The sequence below is a fragment of the Pseudomonas putida genome (assembly GCF_028682175.1).
Lineage (GTDB): Bacteria > Pseudomonadota > Gammaproteobacteria > Pseudomonadales > Pseudomonadaceae > Aquipseudomonas > Aquipseudomonas putida_AD.
Map to the genome: position 1 here is coordinate 201,016 of NZ_JANHKS010000001.1, position 25,198 is coordinate 226,213.

A 25,198-nucleotide genomic window follows, 5' to 3' on the forward strand; every position below is an offset into this window, starting at 1 on the left:
GCCAAGACGCCTGCGAAGCGGAGCGGCTTGGTTCACGACAGCCGTCCGCCGAAGGCGGCCCACTCTAAAACTCGCCGCATCGATTGGTCTCGAATGAATCAAAAGGAAATCCAGCATGAAAGACGCAATCACGACAGCGTACAGCGACCTGATTCAGAACCAGACTGAGCTCACCTCTACCCTTCAATCACTGATTGATGAAGCGGCCTCTCGCGGCGTATCAGCTACTCACATCACCGATCTGCAAGAGAGGATGGGGAGCTTCCATTCTCAAATCAGCGCCCTGTCCAAGAGCTTGATGGAGCGCCACGACAGCATGGAGAATTGCCAGCGCGATCAGGATTAACCTGACACTGCTTCCAAGTGAACGATCCGCCCCTCAGCAACATCGTTCACCATACCTTGGAGCCGAATTTCCTCCCGTTGGAACATCGCGATCATCCGGTGCAAGGCTTGAGCATCGGGATCATTGCCGGCTTGGCTCAAACGCTCCGCAATGCGCACGAGCTCCACAGCTGACCACTTCAAGTCAGCAGCTATTCCCTGCAATTCTCTACGCAGGTTTTGGTTCGTATCACTCATCTCGACTCCCACTCTTTCGCCCCTAGATGGCTTTGACAGTCCACAGCTGATCCAACCGCGTCGTGTAGCTCTGGCTCATAAGATCGCGGCGCATCGCCCAACCTGGATCCTTAGGAACACTGGCCACCCTAAGCGTCCCCCTGCCCCACCTACCGTTTAAGTCGTCCAACACACTCATCAATGTATCGGCCATAGCCGGCTGCGAATGAGCGAGAACGACCGATCATGACTGATAGATCACAAGACCACAGCCAAGCTGATCAGCAGCCTGGCGCTTAGCTACTTGCTCATTTTTCGCTGGGCTTTGACTGTTGGGACAAATGCAGTCACGGTTGAAATTATTGCGAACTCGCGTGGACAGCCACTCTCCAACGTTTAACTGACTGGAGGTTCCCGGCATGAACGATGACCAAACTAAAAAAGCAAGCGTTACCCCGTCCACCGTACCTTCAGTGGATGCGTCCGGGAAACCTGTCGACGTTGTCAAAAGAGACCTCGAGGATCGTGATGACGACACCCGCGCCGTTGACGAGGTCATCACCCCCTCGTCCATCCGCTCCAAGGAGCAGGAAGCTGAAGACTTAAAACGTGCCACCGATAATATCAAGCGAAAAGTTGCAGACAGTAACTGATACATCCTTGGCCACTGGACGCCTCTCAGCGAATTCCCGTGGCCAGCACTGAGATCAGTTTCGGGGGTTTGGGGCGAGGCAAATAACACGGGGAGCAAACGCAGTGTTCACTCCCCTATACAGCGGTAGGAAGAGGCTTGCGACCCACGGCTCCCTCTGCGACCGCCTCAGCGCAGAGGTGGATGCTCCTCGGAGACCGAGTCATTGGCTTCCACGTCCGACATGTCTTCATCCAGCTTTACATCGTCATCGGATGGTGGAGATACACCGTCCTCTTTCAAATCACCTTCATCGCCGCCAGGTGGCGGATTGGGCATGACGTCGGGACGACCAGGTTCCAATGGCTGGATGACATCGCCGTCGTCTCTATTTTCACCGGGTATTGTCGAACTGTTCATATGCACCTCGCTTGGCCGCAAATCATTCACGACCTACTGTGTTCGAAGGGCCCATATCCCCAGTTGTTCGATCAAAGTATCCCAGCGGTCATAAGAGATTGGTGCAACGCTCCTACTTGGTCGATCACACCTAGGCACGCTTCCACTCGACATTGGTAATCCCATGTTTTTCCGCCTGAGGCTTGCTCAAACGAGGGGTAGGGTCGGTTCGGTACTTGGGGATCTGGCCGATACCCGCGTCCACGGTCGCCCAATGCCAAGCCTGCGCGTTATCCATTGATGCCGCGCGGATGTAAAAGGTCTTGTAGGCTCCATTGAGCAGATAATCGATCCGGAAATGTTGCTCTTGCGCCATCGTTCACTCCTTGGGGAAAGTCTGATCCACCTAGCCAAAGATTGTCCGACAAAGAAATAATTCCATATATTTAACAGTCAGTTAGCGCATTCATTCAAATGAATTGCCCTGCCCAATTCTAGGTTATCAAACGAAGGGTATGTCTCGCATCGCTGCGGCAAAACTGACCATCACGAAGGTAGGCCTCGAAGCGCTTGGCTCCATTGGAAAAGGATGGAGTGGACTCGGTACGCCATCCTCTACATCGACTTGACCGAGACCACCTCTACATACCGGTATTTTTTGCGAGCAGCTTTCACAACATCCAGCTCCGCCTGGAGTTTGCTAAGCGTGTCAGCTTCGAGAATCAGCTCGTAGGTTTTGCCTTCAAATTCGTTTCCCACACGCAGCGTGACCTTAAGGCGAGGCGTGAAGGCCTTCGCGACTCTTTTCTTGGGAGCTGGCGCCGTAGGTTTCACGAACACGACCTCAGGGACAGGCTCTGGAGATGGTGGAGAGGTGACATTAGGAGCGGACGCAGGGTTACCAAAAAGCGCGCGGCGCATCTCTTCTTCACTGAGTGTAGGGTTCATGCAATATCCAGGTGAGAGCAATTTCTCGGTTCCAAGTATTCTATCATTCACCTCTATTCACGAAAATGTGAGTAGCATCAAACCCGACGACCAATAGTGCGACCGGGCATGTGAAGGAGAACGACATGAGCGAGGCAGTCACCGTCTTTTACTCTGAACTCGTCCGGAACCAAATCGAATTCAACTCAACCGTTGAGGCGATTCTTACGACGGCCAAGTCGGTCGAGGTTTCCGGTCATCAAGTCGGGCAAGTCCAGGAAATGCTTGATGCTTTCAACGTCCGATTGAATTGCTTAGCCATCGGCCTGATGAAGCGGTTCGATGACGACGGCGAGTCCACAGGTGGACAGGGGTACTCATCCAAACCCCTTTAAGGTCTCACATGTTCTAGACGCCCAAGTCGCCCGCAAACGCAGAGTCACGTATAGCTCCGGTCGCTTGCCCATCGCGAATCAATTGCTGCTGCAGATAACGCTGAACATGCCAACAAACCGGCTCCCTGATCTGAACGCACCCAGCGCAAGGGTATGATCTATCGACTGGGGTTGCCTCAAGGGCGCTCGTCAGTGCGAGATAAGCCGTTACCTGGGTACGCTGCTCAAATGATGAGTCGAGGTTGATCAGGGATGGAATTATGGCCAAGACGCGGCGTAGCAATCGTCTGCATCAAGATCGCTCCGGGTTTGAATCTGCGGCAACAAGCCAAGGCCGGCGACTCGGGTTCGAGAGGGCAAAACGGCCTAAAAACGTGACGCAGTTCACAGTGTGAAAATAGATCTACCCCCTACCTCCTTGAAAAACTTTCTCAACGACGGAGTTTATATATTTGAGGGCAAAGAAAAAGCGGCGGAGTCCCTACCACCACACCTGGCACAGAATTCATACGGTTTTTTCTGGCTCGCGTTTGACGCTTTTGACTCTCCCGGAATTGAGCATAATTAGCTGCTCGGGGAGCAGCCAGGGGCATAAAGGAAATCGTCTCTTAGCGGCTTCGCCGCTACTGCTTCTTTGCTGCCAATAAAAGCATCAGCTCGATTTTGAAAAAAGCGGCTTCCAGCTGCGCTGGCACTGTTGGTATAGCTGCGCCCAAAATTTGTGAAGCTGAAACAGCCACCACTGTACATAGGCTCATGAAGCCTCATCACACCTCTAACCAGCCCAGCATCAAATCCTCACACTCCTCGTCGTGAGTCCTTTTGGTGAGAGATGTACAGCTCAACGCCGCGTGATTGGTACCCACAATTTGAGTCAGAACGTCATCGAAAGGGCTGCTCGGTGACGCGCTCAAAGACGGCCCACAGAGGGAGCATCAAGCAGAGTGCCCAACAGTCACCGATACCGCGGGCAGAAAAAAGCCCGCTGGAGCGGCGGGCTTAAAGGGATACAAAAGGAGTAGTCGCTACCGTAATCGGATACAAGTGAATAATTTGTGAAATCAGTCTTTTAACCGATTCTAGCGATTCAGGAAGTGTTGCCGGGGCGGTTGATTGTGCGCGGTACGGCCCGAGTGCCGGACAGCGGGGTGATCGAGCAGAATGGGGAGCGGATCTGGGAGCCATAGCGAGCTGGCGTCGTCGCGGCCGCCGACCTTTACTCATCCCCTCCCGAAATACCTACCGATAAGGATGCACTTCGGATTGGATTTGAAGGATCGTCTCGAAGGCGTCAAAAACAAATGCCTGACATGCCACGAACCCTCCCCTCTGAGCGTGTGAGTGGCTGACTACGTGATGCATGCCAGTGCTACCCTCCGTATTCATCCACTGCGAGGGCTTCGGTGACGCCTGCTAGCTTGCCGACCTCTTTATCGTCGGCGGAACGGTGCAGATTCGACCATCAACGTGGAATGGCTGAGTTCTCGCTCAATATCGATGAACACGCTCTCCAGCCCAGGATAGCTGCCGCTTGAACGCAGCTTCGCGACCAGTGCCAAGAGCTCATGGCCCTGCGTGTGCGACATTTGCAGATCACAGTAAATAACATCTGTGAACTGCCGCGCAGAAGCAACTCCACCACGAGGCCGTTCACGCTTGCGGACTGGGTGATCCTCCGGTATCACTCCCAAGGGAAGTGAGTTAACCAGTTCAACAGAGGCCGGTCGGCGATAGCCCTTGCCGAGCAGCACGAAAATGGTGTCCTCGGTTTCAAATATTCCGCGACCGTCGTACTCCACCGCAGGCCCAGTTCTGATGACGCTGCCCTTCCCATATTCGCCAGCACTGTGAAACTCCACGTAGTGCCCGAAGAGCACGATGGGTAGGTGCGAGCTTGCAGCAGCATCTCCATGCTGAGGATCCGCCTGACGACCATCAATGTCTGACGCCTGGTCACCCAGGATTAAGTCAGCCACGTCGCCGTCGACCAAATCGAGCACGATCCAGGAATACAGCACACAGTGTGGTTTCCACGTTCTCGCCCCAAGCTCCTTTAGACGCTCGGCGTCAGCATACGTAGCGCCCTCGACCTGGTCGCCGCTGAGCTCTAGCAGCCTGTATAAATCCGTTTCCATCATTGAGCCCCCTGCAGCTGAAAAAATGAAATGGGTTTGGCGATCTTGCCGCGATCAAAACTAGATAGCCGAACAGGTCGTCCAGGTGACGAATCAGTGAAGGCTCCCACTGAAACAAGGGCGTACTCGGGGGAGCCGACGCAATCCCGCGAATGAGTTTCCGCGAACCTCTACCAACAGGTAATGGGTACGTCCATGGGTGCGCGCAATTGTGTAGTCACCTTCTTCGATCAGCTCTCTGACCTCCGAGGTGCGTATGAACTCTCCATCTGCGAATTGATCGCTGATATGCATAAAAACCCGGCCCGTCAGGCAGGGGTAGTCGATTTCCGGTAGCCATAGAATCCCGCTCACAGGCGCTTTGAATTGGAGGGCTGCTGCGCGTAATACCGCTGGTGGCCAATTAAGTACTATCGCCACTATGGCTTCCTATTCTTTGCTCGGAGACAAGCACGTAGTGATCAGCCCCATCCAAAGTTTGGAACAATCTGAATGCCCTATTCGTTGCAACCTCTCTGAGTGGATGCGTCGCCACAGTTGCCCCATTCGGGATCTCGCCTGGTTGACCAAAATAGGCAGTGGCTGCGTACCGATCACCTACCCGCGGCCATTGCATAGATAGGCGTCTACGAAAACACCCCAGTCGTATGCCATCGCCTGCTCAACCTCCGCTGGTTTCTGCTCTCCCGAACCCGTCACGTCCCTCGTTGAGAAGGAGCTGTTGATGGAGAAGACATTTGATTTCAAGCGTAGGTGCTCCTCATGGCTTGACTGTCAAAGTTCAGTGAAAAATAACAGTACGCTCCACTCCCCTGCCCTTCGATCTCCTGATCGGTACTCTCAGCAAGCGCGATCTTGCAGACTACTCCGCCTTCCAAGAGAAACCCGCGAAGCTGGACATGTCACGCTTTGAGCTGTACGGATCGCTTGCACTAATGGCATGCCGACTCAGTCAATCTAGGCGACAGGAGATTTTGAACGTCAGCCCCGGTTGACGACACAAGCACATATCGGCTCCCTGAGAAAGTTATCGCAACGGTATATCCCGAAACGTCACTGAACTTGATAATCGTCGATGTGCGAATCAGCCTGCCATCAGCGAACCTTCCCCCACTGTCCCGGAAAACATTGCCCAAAAGGGAAAAGCCCTCGACCTCAGGCAGATAGAGAATCGCTGTGATCGGCGGGTCGAACTTGACCAGCAATGCCTCTGTTACCGCTTTCGGAAACTCTCCTTCGCGATTCACTTCAATAGCTCCTTAAGTTACCGATCCACCCAAACCGATCCCATGCCCTGCGAGATCGTTCTGCAAAGTTTTACGACTCAACATGCTTGGCACCTTGAACACGAACCGATACCCGTACCACAGACCAAACGGAATGATCAGAAGCCCGACCCCAAAGGTAGCGGTTGCCACGATCACCCCTGCAGGGATCGACCCAAGGCCATAAACCACACCCTTGAATATGGTAGATCGTGCAATGTCTTGAAGATCATCAAGATCGTATTCAACCTTTCCAGTCTTCGTCTCGAATGCAATGATGATGATTGAATTCTTATCGAGATTTTTGAAATTCCAAGTCCGTGGCACGTCATGAGCGAACGCCCCTTTGCCTTGGAGATACTTGGGCACCACCACATTTTTGAAATAGAACGTATTACCTGCCGGGTCTTCCAGACGGACTCGTTTATACAGACGATCGAGCCCTTCGCCTTCGGAATCCTTATAATTTTTGACAACAACCGTCATCTTTGTAAGATCAGACATGCATTTCCTTAAGCACTATAGGCCGGTACGATTATGATCCGACGGTTTCATCTGGACGGCACGGTTGGAGTGAAACCCTCTTCAACTCGCGCGAAATATCAACATCTGCGGCACGCCCTCAAAATTTTCTTCAACGAACATCAGATGGGTCACAGCGACGTAACACGAGCCAGCCTCGGTAGCGAACAGCGTGTATCCATGCTCGCTCCATGTCTGCTGTACCGGGCTAGTGGTGAACGTATCTCCATCCTCGTACCGGTTTAGAGAATCTTTGAAAATCGCCCCTCTGACGCCCTCTCCCTTGATCCGGGCATCAAGAAAAAAGCCTGTGACGGGACGGCTGAAAATTTTCAGTGCAGCTTCAGCCAACTTCTGTTCGTAGTTATTCATCGAAACCAACTTGCTCAGGTCACTTCAATCATAAAACCGGGATCGAACCCGCACTCTTCACCCGGATAACCCTTTGGATTACTGACAAGCCGGCAGCCGCCCAACATTTCGTCAACGTGACTATGCGTGTGACCGAACACCCAGTAGTCAGCTTGCTCCACTAGCTCGGGCCAGTTATTTGTATAAGCTGGCATCAGCAAAGACCCTTTCTCCGGCCCGCAGTAATCGATCAAGGGGCAATGATGGGTCACCACCATGGTTTTGCCGTCAAATTTTTTTGACAGTTCTTCCTTTAACCACTGATAGGTCTGATGATTTCGATCAATCACGTCACTGACACTCAACGCGCGATAGCCTTCGCCCGCTCGGATCAAGCGGAAGTCGTTCATACCCCTTCTCGCTTCTTGGGACGACTGAAAAACGTTTCCGCTGGCTGAAAAGTCTGTCCAGGCGGTTGCCCCCAAGATCCGTACGTTACCGACCACGAGTGACTCGTTCTCAAGGACATGCACGTTGGTGCCGGCAGCCAGCTCCTTCATGGACTGGAGCGTGCGGTCGACGTGGCCTTTATAAAATTCGTGGTTGCCCGGGATGTAGGCGACAGGTACCCCAAAATTTTGCAGAGCCCAATTAACGCCGCGTGCGCGCGTATGGATATCGCCTGCGAGAATCACAACATCCGCGTCACTTGCCAGCACCTCAAGCACTGCGAGCCGTGGGTCTATCTCAAGGTGCAGGTCGGAGTAGATCCGGACTCTCAACAGCATCACTCCGATTCATGGTCTTCAGAAAACTCAGGCACATCCATCCGATGATTGGTAACGCCTGGAACAGGCCGACTCGCCCGCTAAAAATGATCCTTTAGCGGATTATTGAGGCGTGCTGATTTAAGTCACTGAGCGCACTACCCATCCTGGGAACGTCACAAGGCCGTATAGGACTTCTCGTATGAATATACGGGTTTGTATCGAACTGTGCAAACCCGGCATACAGTGCAATTTACCGGTAACGGCCGCTCATGCTTCGTACAGCTTTCGCCCACGCACTGCGGCTCCTGCGCCGCCACCACTCCGTTCATCAGGCGGACTTTGAAGGTGGCGTCTCACAGTCTCATATCAGCCGACTAGAAAAAGGCGAGACCAGCGTGACGCTGGAGAAGTTGGAAGAGATCGCTGCACAGCTCGGCGTACACCCGCTTTCGTTGGCCGCCCTTGCTTGGGGCGGCAGCCAGCAGATTGCACCGGCGGAGCTGCTGGAACGCGTAAGGGCGGAGCTCGAATCTGTCGACGGGATGACTCAACCGATTTCTCTTGATGACCAACCCGCAGTGCATCCACGAATCGTCCAAGCGGAGAAAGTGCGTGACGAGGTGCAGCGGCTAAAAGCGCTGGGGCACAGTAAAGCGGAAGTATCTCGGCTGATGGGGATCGCCAAGTCGACGACGGCCCGTCACTGGTAGTCCGGCGTGGGATGCGTTGGTAGTGGCGGCCCCTGAAGCACATGGCCCACAGGTAGATCGAGCATCAAAACGAAGGTTCCACATCGCTTCCATTGCATGCGGTCATCCACCTCCAGATTAATTGGATTTGGCCGAATTCGGGGCCAAACCGAGCTCTGTCAAAAACGAAACATACAAACACCCTCCAAGCCCGGTCGTCGACAGAATCAGCGGTGCGCAAACGCAGGCCTGAGTGACCTGTGTTGCATCTGCGTCGATCCAGCCATTCTTACTTGAAGCTGCTCTCAGATTCCGGCTGTCGCTTTAGCCGCTGTAATCCAGGCATCCATCTCCTCCTTGACATCCAGCGCGGGGACTTCGAAGGCTTGAAGCAGCGGAATCTCTTGAGGTGCCTTGAGCGCCGACCAGGCCGAAAAATCATGGAATGGATTCAATCCCATGACATTACCCAAGCTGTGATCTGCAGGCTCTTTACACGCGGCGCTACGTGCGAATTTCCCCACCGCAACGTCCAGATTCCAGGTTGTCAATTGGTCAGGGGTCAGGTGGTCACCTGCAGATTCAGACCACCTCCGAGAGGTTAACCTACTTCAACAAAGCCTCAATCATACTAAGGACGCTCAACGCAACCTGGACAGCTTCATGGTGAAAATGACTCCACCCCAGCCAACCCGTCTGCCCTAACGCAGTGCCCAACGCAATGGTAGAGACAAGCCAAAAGCTGAATCCCCTCCTCATGATCCATGCTCGACGCAAAAAAGGCGTCTCAGCGGCTAGCTCTCTTTCATGCTGTCGAAAGACTCGTCCGACCACATAGACGACCAGTCCCAGTGCAAGACTAACGATCACTGCAACCAACTGCGTCAATGGGAAAGCGAGAAGCGCTGAAGCAATACGAGCAGGCCAGACCAACCTTTTGGCATAGCGCCGCGCCTCGATCTCTCTACTGCTGGAAAATTTGGGGGTGTACTTCCTGATCATGAGCATGAGTCATTCCTTGAATACCGACTGTATGGTGTCGAACCGCTAGCGCGCTATCAAATGCAGGCGAGCGACGGCAATCGAGTTGGAAGCTTTTACTACCTGGAAGGGTCGTGATCACCGGGAGCGGACATCGTGCGCGATGCATTTCTCCTAAGTCTCTCTCAGCAGCATTATCTGAGTCTCCACCTACATTGGAGAGGCGGGAGCATACTCATAAGTCACCGCCCCTAGCTTGCCCAATCATTGGTGAGCCATCGATACTCACTCTCGAATCAGCTGATCAGCTATTTGTTGCGGAGGCTCTCTGCCTCGGGGTTTCCTCGCCTTAAGCGAAGGAGAGATGATGAGCTTTTAATAGGAATGGAATCATAATCTTGGCTAACAAACGATCCTCGAAAGATGCGAAATCCTTCAAACGCCCTCAGCGGTACTCTGCATCGAAACGCTGGCTAACTCGGGCGGTCGGCATCGGCGGGGCCCTGGGCGTCTTCTCTTTGCTGATGACCACCACCTACAACTTCTTGGTCGGGGATGTGAGTCTCGCGTTCGTAAAGTCTCATGGTCGCTATTATGATTTCAACCTAGAAAACAACAGCCCAGCAGATCAGCTCATCACGCGCTTCAAGGTCGATTACCCGCCCCAGCACGTAATTGGCCACGTCACGCGCCAAATTGCAGCTACAGCGAGCGGCGCGGGTGGATACGAACTTCCAGGGGGCAACGTAAGTGAAATTCCTGTGAGTGAATTTCACGATCTTGATGGAAAGGTGCTACCAGCCAATAAAGTCACCCCCTTCCTGATGCCACCCACCAACAGCAAAAATTACGTACAGCTAGACGCGGCTGTCTTTGACATCACGTTTGAAACCGCACCTACGAACGCCGTTCTCGGCGCGATCGATGAGACGCTGAAGACCCTGAAGCTACGCAACCGCTCGACAAAACAAAGGTATCTCGTCGTGGATAACCTCTGGATACCCACCAACGCCGCTACCGTTGCCGACGCCGTGAGAATCGCCTGTAGAGATGATCAATCGCTATCTGATCTGTGTAACGGGCATAACGAAGGTTGAACCGTAAATGACTACAGAGGCGATGATGGAGCAGCCCGATTCGCCTCTCATCATCGAGGCCGCATCTAATCAGCGCCCTCGACTCTCGCGAAAAGCAAAATGGTGCGAGGCTATTTCAACCCGTTGTATCGTCATGCGCTGAACGTAGTGAACCCTGACGCTTTCCCAATCCAGCTGAAAAACCCCATCGTCTGAGCGTCCCACCGTGAAGCTGTCGCTGTTATGCGCTGATATCAAGGACGGGCAGCTCCACAACAAGACTGTGCATCCGGGTTCCTCCCACCACTTGGAGGTTGAGGCGGGCGACAGCAAAACACCTTCGATCTTCAAATCGCCTTTACGCAGATATGTCCAAAGCATTGACAATGCCAGGTACCCAAAGCTTGTGCACCATTCAGACTCCTGAAGGTGCCGCTCAGTATTTAATGCTTGCTGCAGCGTCCGAAAGAACGCGTGGAACTGCCCTTGCCTTGCCTGCGTTGAACTGAAGTAGCTCCCGTTGACCTGAAGAGGCATCTCGCTGAGTCGCCTCAAGTCCAACAGGGCAATGGATTGCTTGATGTAGACTTCAGCTGTCATCACACATGACCCCATCCAGGGCCTCGCATCGGCGATTGCAAGATTGATATCCGTCGAGGCAGAAAATCGCCAAGCCTTGTCTGGCTTGTCATCTGCGCGGCAAAAGTTAAATGCCGTCTCGAATTCAGGTGAATGCAACGCCGATTCCGCCGATTCAAGAGTCGGGAAGGAACGAGCCTTGTAGAGGCTTTGAATCAGACACCCGGGCCCGAGCCAATGAATGGGGCTTGCATCACATCCCTGCATCTCGCCGATCTTTCCTGAAAGGTCAGCGAAGGCAGGGCTTGGCCTCACGCTCACATCAGCGAGTGCTGAGTGGTAGACACCCGCTGGATCTAGATCTGGGCCTAACGCAAAGCGAGGATCGTAGCCGTCATCTTGAGCCCAAGCGGTGTGAAGCGACGCCTCAATGTCGAGTAGAAGGTCGGAATGAGCATTGAGGACTAACCGAAGAACCTCCGCGAGGGTGAATGTAGCGCTCGCATCACCGAAGCCACTGCCGCAAGCACTGGCTGGTGTCAGGTCAGGCTCTCGAAAATTCGCATCAATCGCACCGCCGCAACGCTCAGCGAGGTCATCCAGAGTGATGCCGCCACGTAGGTTACCGCAGTAAAAACATGTACTGACTTTGAGGTCGGCAGAGCTTTCAAGCTGTTCCTGGAGATAAGGTTCTGCGATGCAACCTACGCAAACGTGACGGTGTGTCCACATCATGCAGAGCTCCGAGAGGCCAAACACGGTTGGTCGAGCATAGCCTCCTCAGTCCCCATCCGCCCCCTCCTCCCCACCCGACGAACACCCACACGCAGACGGCGCAAAAGAGCTCTGTTCTTGAAGGTGTGCTTACCGAAGTCAGGGAGAACCTTCCATGCAGGCATTAACGGTGTTTGCAGCCCGGATCACCTCATCTTTGACAGCCTGTATTTTCTGGGCCGTTTCTTCGCGGGGATCCCACTGCTGAGATGTTTGAGGTGGTTGTTCCGCTGCAACAGGTGAGCCTGAGGAAAACGACCTGATTGCAGGGTCTTGCCCTCGCTCCTTGACCCACGACGTCACTCGGAACACAACAGGAGGCGCGCACACCCGATGCAGTGTCTTGGAGGCAGTCGAGCCATCGCTGCTGATCACCGGCGCGGGCACCTCGTCCTCGTAGATAACTGCAACTAGCCATGAACTTTCGTTCTCATTGACCCCAAAAAATGTGCCTAATGGAAATCTGACTCCAACGTCGGTCTCCTTGGGAAGAGTAACGACTGACACGATAGGCCTGTCTGAGATGGAGGACTCTCCATACAGCGCTATCCAGGCTCGCGGCGAATCGCGCTGGCCTGAGTTTCTCAGAACCAATTTTGCTACGTACTCATAGGCGTCATCCAGCGAATATCCTCGATGCTGGACTGCCGAAATAGTGCTCTCCCCCGATAGGACAGAAACCGACGGATGTCCGAGCGCGATCTGATCGGTGTAAACCTTCAGCGCCAGGGCTTGGGATGCTTCTGAAACTCGACTGGCGTTGCGAGAAACGTCCCAGGCGAGGAAAGCAGCGACAGTAGACCCAGCCGTTGCAGCCAGCGAAAGCAACGCAATCACCATCGAGCCAGTCATGCGTTCGCGTATTGATTGGTATGTTTCAGTGATGAAGTCGCAACACTCTTCTTTGAGTAGTTGAAGATTCCAAAGGAAGGACATGAAGACACTCTATACAAAGATGTGTGTCTGTATCGCTCCACCGAGGGATTTCTTTATAGATCAGCAATCAACCGGTACTCCTGCGCAGTGGTTCCAGGAGTGCGTACCGACGAATGTTTCTGCATCCTGGCCCGTGTCTCCACCTCGGTGAGTGATTCCATCTTGGTGAGTATGTCTCCATCAAATGATCATCGACCCGCTTGAGCAGAGGTAGTCAGATAGGCCCAGGCTGCAGCCCTCCTGCTCCGTTGGAACCGCCCTCGTGCGCTTAAACAAGCTGCTTGCCCAATTGGGAGGCTAGAACCGATCATGCTCCCGGCGGCGTTCGCACGCCCCTTCGAAACCACATCGACTTGCGGATGCTCACCATTCATGACGACAAGAAAAGAGGCGCTATCGCGCTTGTCTCAACAGTGCTGGATACGCGCAGCGAGATCCGGGCTGGCTTGGAAATCGTTGAGCAAGATCTTCGTGAAAGCCTTAACGGTTTGAGCCTTTACTTCTGCGGAAAGCGGATCACGTTTGGGAAGATTGACGAGGATGCCTGGGCATACGGCATGTTAAGTTTTGATGGGCAGAGCCTGCGAATTTTGACGTCGGACACCATGGAGGATGCTCAGTATTTCGGGACACCCTACGAGGGACTCATGAGCAGCTTTCACATCAGTGACTTCAATGACGACGACAAAATTACCAAGCTCGCGTCCCCAGAATCCATTGAATCACTCTGGCTAGCCGCCGAGGTAAAGATCAGAGAAAAGCTTGGCGAAGCCAAAAGTGCTGCAAGGCTTCTCTCCGAGTTTTCCGATGATCAAAGTGAGAGCATCGACAGAGATTTGTCAGACTTAATGCAGGGCGACTATTTCGAAAAACAGTGGGCCGGGGCACGTTCGATCATCGACGTCGACGCAAGCGATTCCCTCACCCGCAGCAACCAGTTTCTGGAATCGGTTTGCCGCCACTATCTCGACAAGCGGCAAATTCCTCTCGGAAACAAGAAAACGATAACTGAGCTAATTAACGCGGTAGTGGACGACTTTCCGCCAATTATAATTCCCGATGGGACTGACCACTCCAAAGATATCAAATCATTGCTGGGAGGCATGAAGTCTATCGCTCAAGGAACTGGCGCATTAAGAACTCACTTGGGCACAGCTCATGGCGGAGACAAAGAGGCCAGCGCGGATATAGCGAGACTTTCAAATAACCTGGCTGGGGCGGTTGCGATCTATATATTGCAAAAACTGAAAGCACACATGAGCAATCACTGACCAGCACAAGCCGCTGCAAATAATTCGGCGTCGCGGGTTTTGCCATATATTGAGGTGTGTCAGGGATAGCTATTCAGGATCACTCCCAGTCAATAAGGCATCTTAAGCTTCCTGTCTAAAGCAGGAGCAGGAGCAGGAGCAGGAGCAGGAGCAGGAGCAGGAGCAGGAGCAGGAGCACCAAAGCCTTGTGGGCTTTGGCCTCAAAGCAAAGCAAATCAAGGGCTCAAAGGCAGTCAAAGCCTTGTGGGCTTTGACACTAGATAGGCCTTGTCTAGAAAATTCTCGACATCAGCATCCCGAAGCTCGATGGCCTGGAGGTGCTGGCCCGGTTCAACGCCATGAATCTTCCCGCAAAGATTCTGGTATTGACTGCCCAGGCACCGGGGCTCTTTGCGATACGTTGCATGCAGTCGGGTGCCGCAGGTTATGTATGCAAACAGGAAGACCTCAGTGAACTTGTCAGCGCGGTGAAAGCGGTATTATCCGGCTACAATTACTTTCCAAGCCAGGCGCTCGGCGCAATGTCGGCCCGCGATGGTGACCCGGACGAACTCGAGCGTTTCAAACTGGTCAACGACCGCGAATTGATGGTATTGCAGCTATTTGCCCAGGGGCGAACAAACAAGGAAATCGCCAAGGGCATGTTCCTGAGCAACAAGACGGTCAGTACATACAAGACCCGCCTCATGCAAAAACTCAAAGCCAAGACTCTGGTTGAACTAATAGAGATGGCTAAACGCAATTCGCTGGTGTGAGAGATAGGATGTCGAAGGGGCTAAAGGACTACTGCATAGCAGCCGCACTCGCCTGTCTGAGCCTGACCGCTCAGACCCAGGCCCATGCGGCCGAACGTTACACCCTGCTGAGTCGTTCCAATCCGGCGCACATGGACGTCACGCTGGATCGAACCCAATGGCAGTGGGTGCGCAACAAGCGCGAACTGATCCTGGGCACGACCGCTCCGGACTACCCCCCGTTCGACATGACCCTGACCGGTCACGATTACGAAGGCTTCACCGCAGACTACGCCGGTATCCTGGGCCGCGCCCTGGAGCTGCCGGTCAAGGTCCTGCGCTTCGAAACGCGGGACCAGGCCATCGACGCCCTCGTCGACGGCCAGATCGACCTGCTGGGCAGCGCCAATGGCTACGAGGCCGCCACGGGTCGCATCACCCTGTCGTCGCCCTACGCGGTCGATCAGCCGGTGCTGGTCACCCGCACCGGTGAGGCCCGGTCCCTGACCGACGGCCTCAACGGCCTGCGCTTGAGCATGGCGTACCACTACCTGCCGCCGGACGACATCAGGGCGCTGTACCCCAAGGCCCGGCTGGAACTCTTTCCCTCGTTCCAGAGCGCGATCAACGCCGTGGCCTTCAATCAGGCCGACGTTTTCCTGGGCGATGCCATCTCCACGCATTACGTCATCAGCAAGGGCTATCTCAACAACATCCAGATGGCCAACTTCGGCAAGCACGAGGCCAACGGCTTCAGCTTTGCCGTGCGCGCGGACAACACAGCGTTGCTGGACGTAGTCAACCTGGTGCTCAAGGGCATCCCGATCGACGAACGCATTGCCATCTCCAAACGCTGGGGAGCGGGCACCGACCTGCTGCTGACCGATCAGAAACTGCTGCTCACCCAGCGCGAAGAGCGCTGGATCGCCCAGCACCCCAAGGTGCGCGTGCTGATAAACGACGCCTACGCCCCCCTGACCTTCTTCGATGCCAGCGGCAACTTTCGCGGGGTGACCGCCGACCTGCTCGACCTGATCCGCCTGCGCACCGGCCTGCAATTCGAAGTCAGCCGCGCACCCAGCATGGCCGACATGATGAACCGCGTGAGCCAGGGCCAGGCCGACCTGATCGGCGCGCTGGCGCCCAGCGACGAGCGCGAGGCACGCTTCAATTTCAGTCGCCCGTACATGGACAACGCCTTCGTGCTGGTCACCCGCAAGGAGCCGGCGAGCCCCGCCAACCTTGAACAACTGGATGGCAAACGCGTGGCCCTGGCCCTCGGCAGCCCGACCCTGCCCTACCTGCGGCGAGAGCATCCGCGCATCTATCCGGTGGAAGTCGACAACCCGCCACAGGCACTGGACATGCTTGCCCACGGCCGGGTCGAAGGCGCCGTCACTTCGCTGTTCAGCGCCAGCTACTACATCTCTTCCCGGGCCCTGCAGAACGATTTGCAAATGCGCGTCACGGTAGGCCAGGAGCCGGCACGCATCGCGATGGCCACCTCGCGCAATGCCACCGAGCTCACGGCCATCATCGACAAGGCCCTGTCGAGCATCGCACCCGAAGACCTGGCCGTGATCAACAACCGCTGGAGAACCTACATCCCACCCAGCCGCGGCGCCTGGCAGGACTACCAGTTGCTGGTCTACCAGATCGTCGTCGGTGCGGGCTTGCTGCTGCTCGGCTCGCTGGCCTGGAACGCCTGGATGCGCCGCCAGATCAAACAGCGCGAGCGAGCAGAACGGGCGCTCAGCGATCAGTTCGAATTCATGAGCGCGCTGGTCAACGGCACGCCGCACCCCATCTACGTGCGCGATCGCAAGGGCCTGTTGCAGATGTGCAACGAGAGCTACCTGACGGCGTTTTCGGCCAGGCGCGAAGAGGTGATCGGCAAGACCATCCTGGACGGCGTGCTCAGCGATGCCCAGGAGGCCCGCCAGTACGTTGCCGACTATCAGCAGGTGATGACCGATGGCGCGCCGCTGATCCTGGACCGCTCGCTGCATATCGGCGACCGCTCGCTGACCATCTATCACTGGATCCTGCCGTTCCGTGATTCCCTGGGCAAGGTCCAGGGCATCATCGGCGGCTGGATCGACATCAGCGAACGGCGCCAGTTGATCGAGGACCTGCAATCGGCCAAGCAGCAGGCCGACGACGCAAACCGGGCCAAGAGCACCTTCCTGGCAACCATGAGCCACGAAATCAGGACCCCCATGAATGCCGTCATCGGCATGCTGGAACTGGCCCTCAAGCGCGCCGATCAGGGCCAGCTCGACCGCCCCGCCATTGAGGTCGCCTACAGTTCGGCCAAGGACCTGCTGGAGTTGATCGGCGATATTCTCGACATCGCCCGCATCGAGTCAGGCCGCCTGACCCTCAGTCCCGAACGCGCCAACCTGCGCCAACTGGTCGAGTCGGTGGTCCGGGTGTTCGACGGCCTTGCCCGGCAGAAGAGCCTGACCCTGCAACTGGACCTGGACAGCCGGACCAACATCGACGTGCTGATCGACCCGCTGCGCTTCAAGCAGATTCTCTCCAACCTGATCAGCAACGCGATCAAGTTCACCCCGCAGGGGCAGATTCGCATCAGCCTGCAGAGCGAGGACGCCACCAGTGAACAGCTGATCCGCCTGGTGGTGGTCATCCAGGACAGCGGCATCGGGATTTCCGACGAAGACCAGCAGCGCCTGTTCGCCCCCTTCGCCCAGGCGGACAACAGCGGGCAACTGGCAAGGACCGGCGCCGGGCTGGGCCTGGTGATCTGCCGCAGCCTGTGCGAAATGATGGGCGGGACCCTGACCCTGGACAGCCAGCCGGGCGTCGGAACCCGGGTGCAGATGACCTTCGAGCTGATGACCCTGGACCCCCTGGCCAACCTGCCCGCGCCAAAGGAAAACGACGCCCACGGCGCGGCCACACTGGACATCCTGGTGGTCGACGACCATCCCGCCAACCGCCTGTTGCTGTGTCAGCAACTGGGATTCCTGGGGCATCGTTGCGAGATCGCCGAACAGGGCGCCGAGGGGCTGGAGCACTGGCTGGCCCGCCATTTCGATCTGGTCATCGTCGATTGCAACATGCCCGTGATGAACGGCTATGACCTGGCGCGCGCCATCCGCGCCCACGAACAGGAGCAAGGCCTTGCACCCTGCATCGTGCTGGGCTTCACCGCCAACGCCCAGCCCGAAGAGAAGCAGCGCTGCCGCGAGGCGGGCATGGACGACTGCCTGTTCAAACCCATCAGCCTGAGCGCGCTCAATGATCGCCTGTCACGGGTCGGCGTGCGCCCAGGGCGCCCGGAGCAGCAGCGCGGCAGCCCGCCCTTCGAGATGAGCAGCATCGTGGCATTGACCGGGGATCGCCCGGAAATGATCCAGCACCTGATCGACCAGTTGATCCGCAGTTGCCGTGACGACGCCGCCGAACTGGTCCAGGCGAGTGCACGGGGTGACAGGCAGGAGATTCATGACGTCGCGCACAAGATCAAGGGCGCGGCGAAGATCATCAGCGCGGGCCGGGTGATCGATTTGTGCGGGCAACTGGAACTGGCGTGCGACGACCACGCCGGTGAAACGCTGCTCGCCCCATTGGGACAGCGCCTCGTCGAGGCCATGGCCGCGCTGGAACAGGGGCTGTTACAGCACCAGCAGCGCTGACAGGGTCGCAGAAAGCAAAAAGGGAAGCAGGCTCGACGCCTGCTTCCCCTTGTTCAACGCGGTAGCAATCAGGCAACCGGGTTGATCGGCTTCTCAGGGTACCAGGCATCCATCAGCGGGCTGACTTCGACCTTGGTCACTTCGCTGCGAGCTTTCAACCAGCTTTCGACGGTGGCGCGCTGCTCTTCGGTGACCGAGCCACGCTTGGCCGAGCACACCAGACCGTAGTCATCGCCGCCAACGTAGTCCAGACCGTTGGCATCCATCGCCTCTTCCAGGAAAGCGTCGAGGAAGGCATCGACCGCCGCATCGTCCAGGTCTTCCTTGAACTCCAGGTTCAATTCAAAGCCCAGTTCCTGAAATTCATCGACGCACAGTTTTTTGCGCAGACGGCGGGAACGATTAGTCGCCATGGAAACAATCCTCAAAAGTAAATATCGGGCGGCACTCTACCAGCTTGGGCGCCCAAAAGCCCGAAAACCACGCCGTCGCCCGACGACACAGCGCAGAAAGTCAGGTTTTAACGTGACAATCGGCAGGCATTTGCAAAAATAGCCGCTTTTGACGGCGATACTCTGGCGCAAGTCACCAAAGCTTGCGGCATAATGCCGCTTTATCGGAGGGCTTCTGTGCCTTCCGGCGGCGCGGGACTTTTTCACCCGTTCCGGTTCTTTGAGTCATGAGGGAATCCATCCCCTCTCCATCTGGTCTTGCAGTAGGGTTTTATTGAATGATCAAATCTTTGCGTCCCCTGTTTCTCGCCTCCCTGCTTCTGCCGATTTCTTTCTGCGTTTCTGCCGCCCCCATCAATACCGCGCTGCCGCCCAAGGTCGAGCAGGCCCTCAAGGCCAGCAAACTCGACAGCAACGCACTGTCACTGGTGTTGCTGCCACTGACCGGGCCGGGTACCCCGACCGTCTTCAACGCCGACGTCTCCGTCAACCCGGCCTCGACCATGAAGCTGGTCACCACCTATGCGGCACTCGAAATGCTCGGCCCAACCCACCAGTGGAAGACCGAGTTCTACACCGATGGCACCCTGAGCAACGGCGTGCTGCGCGGCAACCTGTACCTCAAGGGTGGCGGCGACCCGAAGCTGAACATGGAAAAGCTCTGGCTGCTGATGCGTGACCTGCGCGCCAACGGCGTACAGCAGGTGACCGGTGACCTGGTGCTCGACCGCAGCCACTTCGTCCAGCCGCAACTGCCGGTGTTCGACGATGACGGCAACGACAAGAACAAACCGTTCCTGGTGCGCCCCGACTCGCTGATGGTCAACCTCAAGGCCCTGCGCTTCGTGACCCGCAACGACGGCGGCAAGATTCTGGTGTCGGTGGAGCCGCCGATTGCCGCGATCCGCATCAACAACCAGGTCAAGGCGCTGGCGTCGAACAAGTGCACCGGTGACGTGCTGTACAACCCGGTGCCGGAAGCCGACGGCGGCATTACCGTGACGGTGTCCGGTCAACTGGGTGACGGCTGCAACTCGCAAACCTATCTGTCGCTGCTCGATCATCCGACCTACACCGCAGGCGCGGTGCGCGCGATCTGGCAGGAACTGGGCGGCACCATCCTGGGCAAGGACCGCCTGGACGTCGTGCCGGGCAGCGCCAAACTGCTGGCCAAGGCCTACTCACCGGATCTGGCTGAAATCATTCGCGACATCAACAAGTTCAGTAACAACACCATGGCCCAGCAACTGTTCCTGAGCCTGGGTTCGGAGTTCCGCAACGAGGCCGACGGCGACGATGCCAAGGCTGCGCAGCGAGTGATCCGCCAGTGGCTGGCGAAGAAAGGCATCACCGCCCCGCACCTGGTAATGGAGAACGGCTCGGGCCTGTCCCGCGCCGAACGTGTCAGCGCCCGGGAAATGGCGCAGATGCTTCAAGCCGCCTGGAACAGCCCGTATCAAGCCGAGTTCATGAGCTCCTTGCCGCTGGCCGGCATGGACGGCACCATGCGCAAGCGCCTCAAACGCACCGCGCTGCGTGGCGAAGCCCACATCAAGACCGGCACCCTGAACACCGTGCGCGCCATCTCGGGCTTCAGCCGTGACAGCAACGGCAACACCTGGGCCGTGGTCGCCATCCTCAACGACCCACGTCCATGGGGCGCCTCGTCGATTCTCGATGAAGTGCTGGTGAGCATGTTCAACCAGCCAAAACTGGCGAACACCACGATCTCGCTGCAGCAGTAACGCCTCTGTCGTGAAAAAGACCGATCCCTCGCTGGATCGGTTTTTTTGCCCATTGCCCACTGCCGTTTCTGACACAGACGTCATGAACAGCGCCCAGCAGCGGCGCTATGCTCAGTCACTCGCTCCGACCCACAGGACTGTGACCACCATGAAACTCACCCCCGGCAAACGACTGCTCGACACCCTGCTGACCTCCAGCCTGCTGGCGTCAGCCCTGCTCATGGCCATCCCCTCCTTCGCCGACGACGCCAAACCCACCCGAGTGCGCGGCGCGATCACCGCTGTCGATGGCGACGTACTCAAGGTGCACAGCAATCGCGGCGAAGACTTGCAGGTCAACCTGACCAAAGACACCCAGGTACGCGGCGTGACCCTCGCCCAGGTCGCCGACATCAAGCCCGGCAGCTACGTAGGCTCAGCCGCCGTTCCGCAAGCGGACGGCACCCTCAAGGCACTGGAAGTCCACGTCTTCCCGCCCGAAATGGCAGGCACCGGCGACGGCCACCGCGCGTTCGACCTGGGCAAGGACAGCACCATGACCAACGGCTCCGTCGGCGACCTGGTCAACAGCAATGGCCGCACCATCACCGTGAACTACAAAGGCGGCCAGAAGAAAATCGTCATCCCCGACGACGTGCCCATCGTCAACCTGGTACCGGCCGACCGCACCCTGCTCAAACCCGGCGTGAAAATCGTGCTCCAGGCCCAGAAAGCCGAAGACGGCGCATTGAACGCGATGTCTATTTCAGCGGGTGAGAATGGCGTGACCCCGCCGATGTAAAAAGGCCTCGCGGAAGTCAGCTTGCTGGCGGGAGGCGGCCTGAAAACCGCCGACGCCGGCAAGCCGGACTGCTACGGGTTGTGTCTATGTCTGTAGGAGCGCGCTTGCCCGCGACGGCGTCCTTGAGATCGCTCCCGCCGGCAAGCCGTGCTGCTACGGGACGGTGTACAACCAAGGCTTTTGATCTTGGTGCGCGATGGCACAGGCGCCGCCGAACGCGACGTCAAGGCGCCAGGCCGAGCGCAGGTGTCGTGGAGGGGGATGAGCGGCAGGAAGCCGCGAAAGCCGTGCGGGCCATGGATGGCCCATCATGGCGTGCCCCCGGAACGGCGCCGGAGGGAGGGAACCGAGACGAAGTCGAGGCCCAGCCTGTCGCAGGGCTTTTTTGGTTACTTTTTCAGCTCTTGGAAAAAGTGACCCGCCGTAAGGGCGGAAGGCATAACCCGAACCTCCAGAGAGAACGGATATACACCCCATCCAAGCGTCCCCGGTGACGCAGAGCGTCACCCAAGGCATTCCCACGCGGAGCGTGTGAACGATCAGCCACGCTAAGCAACCTTCAGCAAATCAAAGACAAGTAGCCAACGCCGCCCCACGCTGATCTACAGCCTTGCCACCCGCCTTGGCATAGAAACTGATCGCCGTCGAACCACCCTTGCCCGCCACATCGGCAAAATACTCACCCTCAGTGGTATAGACCGTAAACTCACCCGGCTTGCCCTTGTCCATGAACACATCCGCCACATCGCCGAACATCTGCACATTGGCCCAGGTCACCTTGATGCACTCAGCCACCGCAACCGCAGGCTTCTGACTGGCATAAACCTGCACCGGCCCCGCCGAACGCGTCGAATTCAAGCTCATGCACCCCGCCAGCATCGCCAGCGCTACAGCTCCCGCCCAGTGTTTCATGACAGTCCTTTCGATCAAAAAGGAGCGATATTAGCAGCAAGCCAAAGCCGCCCCTATCTTTGTCACACCCGGTCAGTCATCCAGCGGCGCCGGCGGAGCGGACGCAGCACCCTTGCCAGCCTTGCCGGGCTTGCCGTTCGCAGCCGCCTTGGGCTCGGCGGCAGGGGCAACCGGTGCCGCCGCGGCGGCCTCTTTCTCGGCCATCGGCATCTGGTCGATGGTGCTGAAAATCTCCTTGGGATCGATGGCGCCCTTGTGGTCGATCTTCGTCTCGCCGTCCTTGCCCACCAGAATCACCTGCGCCTCGGAGCCCGCCCGCGCACCCAGCTTGAGATCGCGGATCAACGCCATGGTCGACTGGGCGTCCATGTCCTTGCCGTCACGCTTGCCCATCATGTTGACGATGGTATAGAGAACCATGTTGCGCTTGGTGAAGGCCTCCTTGTTGGCCGGCTCGTCGAGACTCTTCTTGAGGCTCACCAGCGTCGGGTCCACCGAACTTGAGGCGATGATGATCAACGGACGAGACCTGCCACGCTCCTGGGCCAGTGGGGTATCGCTGTCGGCCGCCAGCAACGGGCTGGACACGGCAAACAGAATGGCAAGGGTCAGTGACCGACTTAACATACGCACCTCCTTTCGAAATCCATGCACTGATGATCGCGCATCGTGGCAAAAGGTCCAGCCGATGGATTGAAAAATCAGGATTTTTTTCGGGAAAGCAGGCGGCTGGATATCGCCCAAAGGTGCATGCCCCTCGTATGACGGGCGTTGAAGGTCGATAAATTCTAGACAACAAAAAAGGGCGAATCTTTCGATTCGCCCTTTTCGTCACCGCCCAGCAGAGCGGATTTTGTTTGGTAGGCGCGATTGGACTCGAACCAACGACCCCCACCATGTCAAGGTGGTGCTCTAACCAACTGAGCTACGTGCCTGCTGTGAGGCGGCATTCTACGGAATTTCAAAAGTGTGTCAACGTCTTTTTTCACACTAACCCTATGAATATGCGAATTTTTTGCGGTGCCCGTCGCCCACCTCGCAGGCTCGGGAAGTTCTCACCCGCAGAGCCCCCGGCTTTTTCACTGCCTATACTGGAAAAACCAGTGGCTTGCCCGCTCGGGCCTGCTGCGGATCGATTGCCCAGACACCCAGGGGACTGCCATCGTGAACGTGCGCGCCCTGCTGTTTCCCGTGATAGTGATACTCGCCAGCTGCGCATCCGCTCACAAACCTGCGCCCGCCGCCGTCCAGATTCCCGCCGAGACCTGGCATCAGGTGGATCAGGAAATCGTTGCGGCGTCCAAGAACGCGACCCTTCCCGCCCGCCAGTACGCCACCCAGACCATGGACAGCTGGATGGACAGCGTCTACCAGCGAACCGAGACGCACTTCATCCCCTGGTTCGCCGGTTACTGGACCCAGCAGTGGCTGACTCTGAAAGTGAGCTGGTACAAAGTCAGCGCTAAAAAAGGTGAGCCGACCGCCGCCCAGCGCCTGGATGCCTACCTGCAAGAGCAATATCACGAACGCGTGCTCGACCCTGTGTCCAAACAGATCGACCCCGAAGCGGTCACCCATCAGGCAACGGCGTATTACATCCAGCAACTGGGCCAGCAGTTGCCGCAGATTGCACAGCAGCACAACATTCCCGACGACCAGTTCGCCGCGCACCTGAACGACATTCCGGCCATCTCCCTTGCGCCACCGTCCAGCAGCGACGCCACCCTGTACCAGTTGGTGCATGCCGAACCCTTGGTGAAGCTGCCCGCTTACATCGCCCTCATCGAGCGTATCCACCGGGCCGCGACAGGACCGGAAGCCGGCAGGCCTGATGCGGGAATCTCCTCGGTCGCCATTCGCTCCAGCGAAAAACTCGAAGCCAGCCTTGCGCCCCGGGGCGCCGCCAGTGCCATTGCGGCGGCCGTCGGCAGGGTCGCCGGGCTGATGATTTCGGTGGGTATGGCCGGGTTCGGTGCCATCACCCATCAGAACGAACGCGCCTCGATGGAAGAACAGATGCGCAACAGCCTCTATACAGCGCTCAATGACAAGAAGCGCAGCCTGATCGACAACCCGGAATTCGGCGTCATGTCCGGGGTGTATTACCTGGCAGGAGAGATCGAAGGCAGCCTGGGCGATGCGCCGTTATTGCCGTCATCCCTGGAAACCGTTGTCCCCGACACACCGCCTCCCCTGACACCATGATCGGCGCCGGACTGCCGCTGGTCGCCATGATGGCACTATGTTCGAGATCCGACAGCCCAACATCAGGACAGGACCTAAGACATGGAGATCTCCTGATGAACACATCATTTGCGGCACTGGCATTGGGTTGTGCACTGAGCATCACCTCCCTGACCACACTGGCGGGAGCGGCAGCACCGGAGATGGGCCCCACGCCATCACAAATGGGCGTGGACCCCAGAACCCAAGGGGCCGACATGCAGCGCCAGGGCACCGATCAGGACAAAGGCGATCCAGCTACTGGCATTCGTCGAGGCATGAATACCGGCACTGACACCCGCAACAATGACGCGGACCTTCCCGGCGGCGACACCACCGGTAGCGGCTCTACCGGCAGCAACTCCAAGGGGTCGTCAGGCAGCTCTTCGAGCGCGGGCGGTGTTGGCGGTTGAGCTGTAGCGTTCAG

General features: G+C 57.1%; 26 protein-coding genes, 1 tRNA gene and 1 pseudogene. 12 read left to right on the forward strand and 16 right to left on the reverse strand.

Features of this window, described 5'->3' with window-relative positions:
* Positions 1–115: 115 nt before the first annotated feature.
* On the forward strand, positions 116–346 hold the full coding sequence (locus NPS29_RS00895) for a hypothetical protein (RefSeq protein WP_274130127.1): 231 nt from the start codon (positions 116–118) through the stop codon (positions 344–346).
* On the opposite strand, the gene NPS29_RS00900 is transcribed toward NPS29_RS00895, so the two are convergent.
* Both NPS29_RS00900 and NPS29_RS00905 read right to left on the reverse strand, forming a co-directional pair.
* Entirely contained in the window at positions 343–582 is a 240-nt protein-coding gene (locus tag NPS29_RS00900) for a hypothetical protein (RefSeq protein WP_274130128.1), read from the reverse strand. The genes NPS29_RS00895 and NPS29_RS00900 overlap by 4 nt on opposite strands.
* A gap of 22 nt (positions 583–604) precedes the next feature.
* Positions 605–799 (reverse strand): annotated as a pseudogene (locus NPS29_RS00905) (DUF4113 domain-containing protein); the annotation flags it as partial.
* A 181-nt stretch (positions 800–980) separates the two neighbouring features.
* Here NPS29_RS00905 and NPS29_RS00910 point away from each other — a divergent pair.
* Entirely contained in the window at positions 981–1,214 is a 234-nt protein-coding gene (locus tag NPS29_RS00910; RefSeq protein WP_274130129.1) for a hypothetical protein, read from the forward strand.
* 167 nt (positions 1,215–1,381) lie between these two features.
* Here the strand turns inward: NPS29_RS00910 and NPS29_RS00915 are convergent, their stop codons facing one another.
* From NPS29_RS00915 to NPS29_RS00925, 3 genes are all read right to left on the reverse strand, one after another.
* Positions 1,382–1,612 carry a hypothetical protein gene (locus NPS29_RS00915; RefSeq protein ID WP_274130130.1) on the reverse strand — a complete coding sequence of 77 codons (231 nt, stop codon included), beginning with the start codon at positions 1,610–1,612 and terminating at the stop codon, positions 1,382–1,384.
* Positions 1,613–1,742: 130 nt separating this feature from the next.
* Positions 1,743–1,967: a DUF6555 family protein gene (locus NPS29_RS00920; protein WP_274130131.1), complete on the reverse strand. Its 225-nt coding sequence runs from the start codon at positions 1,965–1,967 to the stop codon at positions 1,743–1,745.
* Between the two features lie 239 nt (positions 1,968–2,206).
* Positions 2,207–2,539 (reverse strand): hypothetical protein, encoded by a 333-nt coding sequence (locus NPS29_RS00925; protein ID WP_274130132.1) that lies wholly within the window; start codon positions 2,537–2,539, stop codon positions 2,207–2,209.
* Positions 2,540–2,664: 125 nt separating this feature from the next.
* Between NPS29_RS00925 and NPS29_RS00930 the strand changes: the two genes are divergently transcribed.
* Complete coding sequence (locus NPS29_RS00930) at positions 2,665–2,913, forward strand: hypothetical protein (protein WP_274130133.1); 249 nt, start codon at positions 2,665–2,667, stop codon at positions 2,911–2,913.
* Between the two features lie 1,430 nt (positions 2,914–4,343).
* On the opposite strand, the gene NPS29_RS00935 is transcribed toward NPS29_RS00930, so the two are convergent.
* From NPS29_RS00935 to NPS29_RS00950, 4 genes are all read right to left on the reverse strand, one after another.
* The gene (locus NPS29_RS00935) at positions 4,344–5,051 is read right to left on the reverse strand and encodes a DUF6957 family protein (RefSeq protein ID WP_274130134.1); all 708 of its coding nucleotides are present in this window, start codon (positions 5,049–5,051) and stop codon (positions 4,344–4,346) included.
* A 1,256-nt stretch (positions 5,052–6,307) separates the two neighbouring features.
* Positions 6,308–6,817, reverse strand: a complete 510-nt coding sequence (locus NPS29_RS00940; protein ID WP_274130135.1) for a hypothetical protein — start codon at positions 6,815–6,817, stop codon at positions 6,308–6,310.
* 81 nt (positions 6,818–6,898) lie between these two features.
* The gene (locus NPS29_RS00945) at positions 6,899–7,207 is read right to left on the reverse strand and encodes a hypothetical protein (RefSeq protein WP_274130136.1); all 309 of its coding nucleotides are present in this window, start codon (positions 7,205–7,207) and stop codon (positions 6,899–6,901) included.
* A gap of 14 nt (positions 7,208–7,221) precedes the next feature.
* Positions 7,222–7,968, reverse strand: a complete 747-nt coding sequence (locus NPS29_RS00950) for a metallophosphoesterase (protein ID WP_274130280.1) — start codon at positions 7,966–7,968, stop codon at positions 7,222–7,224.
* Positions 7,969–8,225: 257 nt separating this feature from the next.
* Between NPS29_RS00950 and NPS29_RS00955 the strand changes: the two genes are divergently transcribed.
* A complete protein-coding gene (locus NPS29_RS00955; protein WP_274130137.1) occupies positions 8,226–8,666 on the forward strand; it encodes a helix-turn-helix domain-containing protein in 441 nt (146 codons plus the stop codon).
* Positions 8,667–8,950: 284 nt separating this feature from the next.
* On the opposite strand, the gene NPS29_RS00960 is transcribed toward NPS29_RS00955, so the two are convergent.
* Complete coding sequence (locus NPS29_RS00960) at positions 8,951–9,169, reverse strand: hypothetical protein (protein ID WP_274130138.1); 219 nt, start codon at positions 9,167–9,169, stop codon at positions 8,951–8,953.
* A gap of 855 nt (positions 9,170–10,024) precedes the next feature.
* On the opposite strand from NPS29_RS00960, the gene NPS29_RS00965 reads away from it, so the two are divergent.
* On the forward strand, positions 10,025–10,723 hold the full coding sequence (locus NPS29_RS00965) for a hypothetical protein (protein ID WP_274130139.1): 699 nt from the start codon (positions 10,025–10,027) through the stop codon (positions 10,721–10,723).
* A gap of 69 nt (positions 10,724–10,792) precedes the next feature.
* Here NPS29_RS00965 and NPS29_RS00970 read toward each other — a convergent pair whose 3' ends face one another.
* The gene (locus NPS29_RS00970; RefSeq protein WP_274130140.1) at positions 10,793–12,016 is read right to left on the reverse strand and encodes a hypothetical protein; all 1,224 of its coding nucleotides are present in this window, start codon (positions 12,014–12,016) and stop codon (positions 10,793–10,795) included.
* A 138-nt stretch (positions 12,017–12,154) separates the two neighbouring features.
* Positions 12,155–12,991: a hypothetical protein gene (locus NPS29_RS00975; protein ID WP_274130141.1), complete on the reverse strand. Its 837-nt coding sequence runs from the start codon at positions 12,989–12,991 to the stop codon at positions 12,155–12,157.
* A 359-nt stretch (positions 12,992–13,350) separates the two neighbouring features.
* On the opposite strand from NPS29_RS00975, the gene NPS29_RS00980 reads away from it, so the two are divergent.
* The 3 genes from NPS29_RS00980 to NPS29_RS00990 all read left to right on the forward strand — a co-directional run bounded on the left by NPS29_RS00980 (position 13,351) and on the right by NPS29_RS00990 (position 18,658).
* Complete coding sequence (locus NPS29_RS00980; protein ID WP_274130142.1) at positions 13,351–14,262, forward strand: abortive infection family protein; 912 nt, start codon at positions 13,351–13,353, stop codon at positions 14,260–14,262.
* Positions 14,263–14,540: 278 nt separating this feature from the next.
* Entirely contained in the window at positions 14,541–15,017 is a 477-nt protein-coding gene (locus NPS29_RS00985; protein WP_274130281.1) for a response regulator transcription factor, read from the forward strand.
* Positions 15,018–15,025: 8 nt separating this feature from the next.
* Positions 15,026–18,658 (forward strand): transporter substrate-binding domain-containing protein, encoded by a 3,633-nt coding sequence (locus NPS29_RS00990; RefSeq protein WP_274130143.1) that lies wholly within the window; start codon positions 15,026–15,028, stop codon positions 18,656–18,658.
* 68 nt (positions 18,659–18,726) lie between these two features.
* Here the strand turns inward: NPS29_RS00990 and NPS29_RS00995 are convergent, their stop codons facing one another.
* Positions 18,727–19,071, reverse strand: coding sequence for a YggL family protein (locus NPS29_RS00995; RefSeq protein WP_274130144.1), 345 nt, complete (start codon positions 19,069–19,071; stop codon positions 18,727–18,729).
* 317 nt (positions 19,072–19,388) lie between these two features.
* On the opposite strand from NPS29_RS00995, the gene dacB reads away from it, so the two are divergent.
* Both dacB and NPS29_RS01005 read left to right on the forward strand, forming a co-directional pair.
* Positions 19,389–20,855 (forward strand): D-alanyl-D-alanine carboxypeptidase/D-alanyl-D-alanine endopeptidase, encoded by a 1,467-nt coding sequence (gene dacB, locus NPS29_RS01000; protein WP_274130145.1) that lies wholly within the window; start codon positions 19,389–19,391, stop codon positions 20,853–20,855.
* 148 nt (positions 20,856–21,003) lie between these two features.
* Complete coding sequence (locus NPS29_RS01005) at positions 21,004–21,636, forward strand: DUF5666 domain-containing protein (protein ID WP_274130146.1); 633 nt, start codon at positions 21,004–21,006, stop codon at positions 21,634–21,636.
* A 567-nt stretch (positions 21,637–22,203) separates the two neighbouring features.
* Here NPS29_RS01005 and NPS29_RS01010 read toward each other — a convergent pair.
* From NPS29_RS01010 to NPS29_RS01020, 3 genes are all read right to left on the reverse strand, one after another.
* On the reverse strand, positions 22,204–22,548 hold the full coding sequence (locus NPS29_RS01010; protein ID WP_274130147.1) for a 2-oxoacid ferredoxin oxidoreductase: 345 nt from the start codon (positions 22,546–22,548) through the stop codon (positions 22,204–22,206).
* Positions 22,549–22,620: 72 nt separating this feature from the next.
* The gene (locus NPS29_RS01015; protein WP_274130148.1) at positions 22,621–23,175 is read right to left on the reverse strand and encodes a DUF4174 domain-containing protein; all 555 of its coding nucleotides are present in this window, start codon (positions 23,173–23,175) and stop codon (positions 22,621–22,623) included.
* A gap of 231 nt (positions 23,176–23,406) precedes the next feature.
* A tRNA-Val gene (locus NPS29_RS01020) sits at positions 23,407–23,483 on the reverse strand.
* 229 nt (positions 23,484–23,712) lie between these two features.
* Between NPS29_RS01020 and NPS29_RS01025 the strand changes: the two genes are divergently transcribed.
* Both NPS29_RS01025 and NPS29_RS01030 read left to right on the forward strand, forming a co-directional pair.
* Entirely contained in the window at positions 23,713–24,753 is a 1,041-nt protein-coding gene (locus NPS29_RS01025) for a hypothetical protein (protein ID WP_274130149.1), read from the forward strand.
* Between the two features lie 95 nt (positions 24,754–24,848).
* Positions 24,849–25,184: a hypothetical protein gene (locus NPS29_RS01030; RefSeq protein WP_274130150.1), complete on the forward strand. Its 336-nt coding sequence runs from the start codon at positions 24,849–24,851 to the stop codon at positions 25,182–25,184.
* The last annotated feature ends 14 nt before the right edge of the window (positions 25,185–25,198 follow it).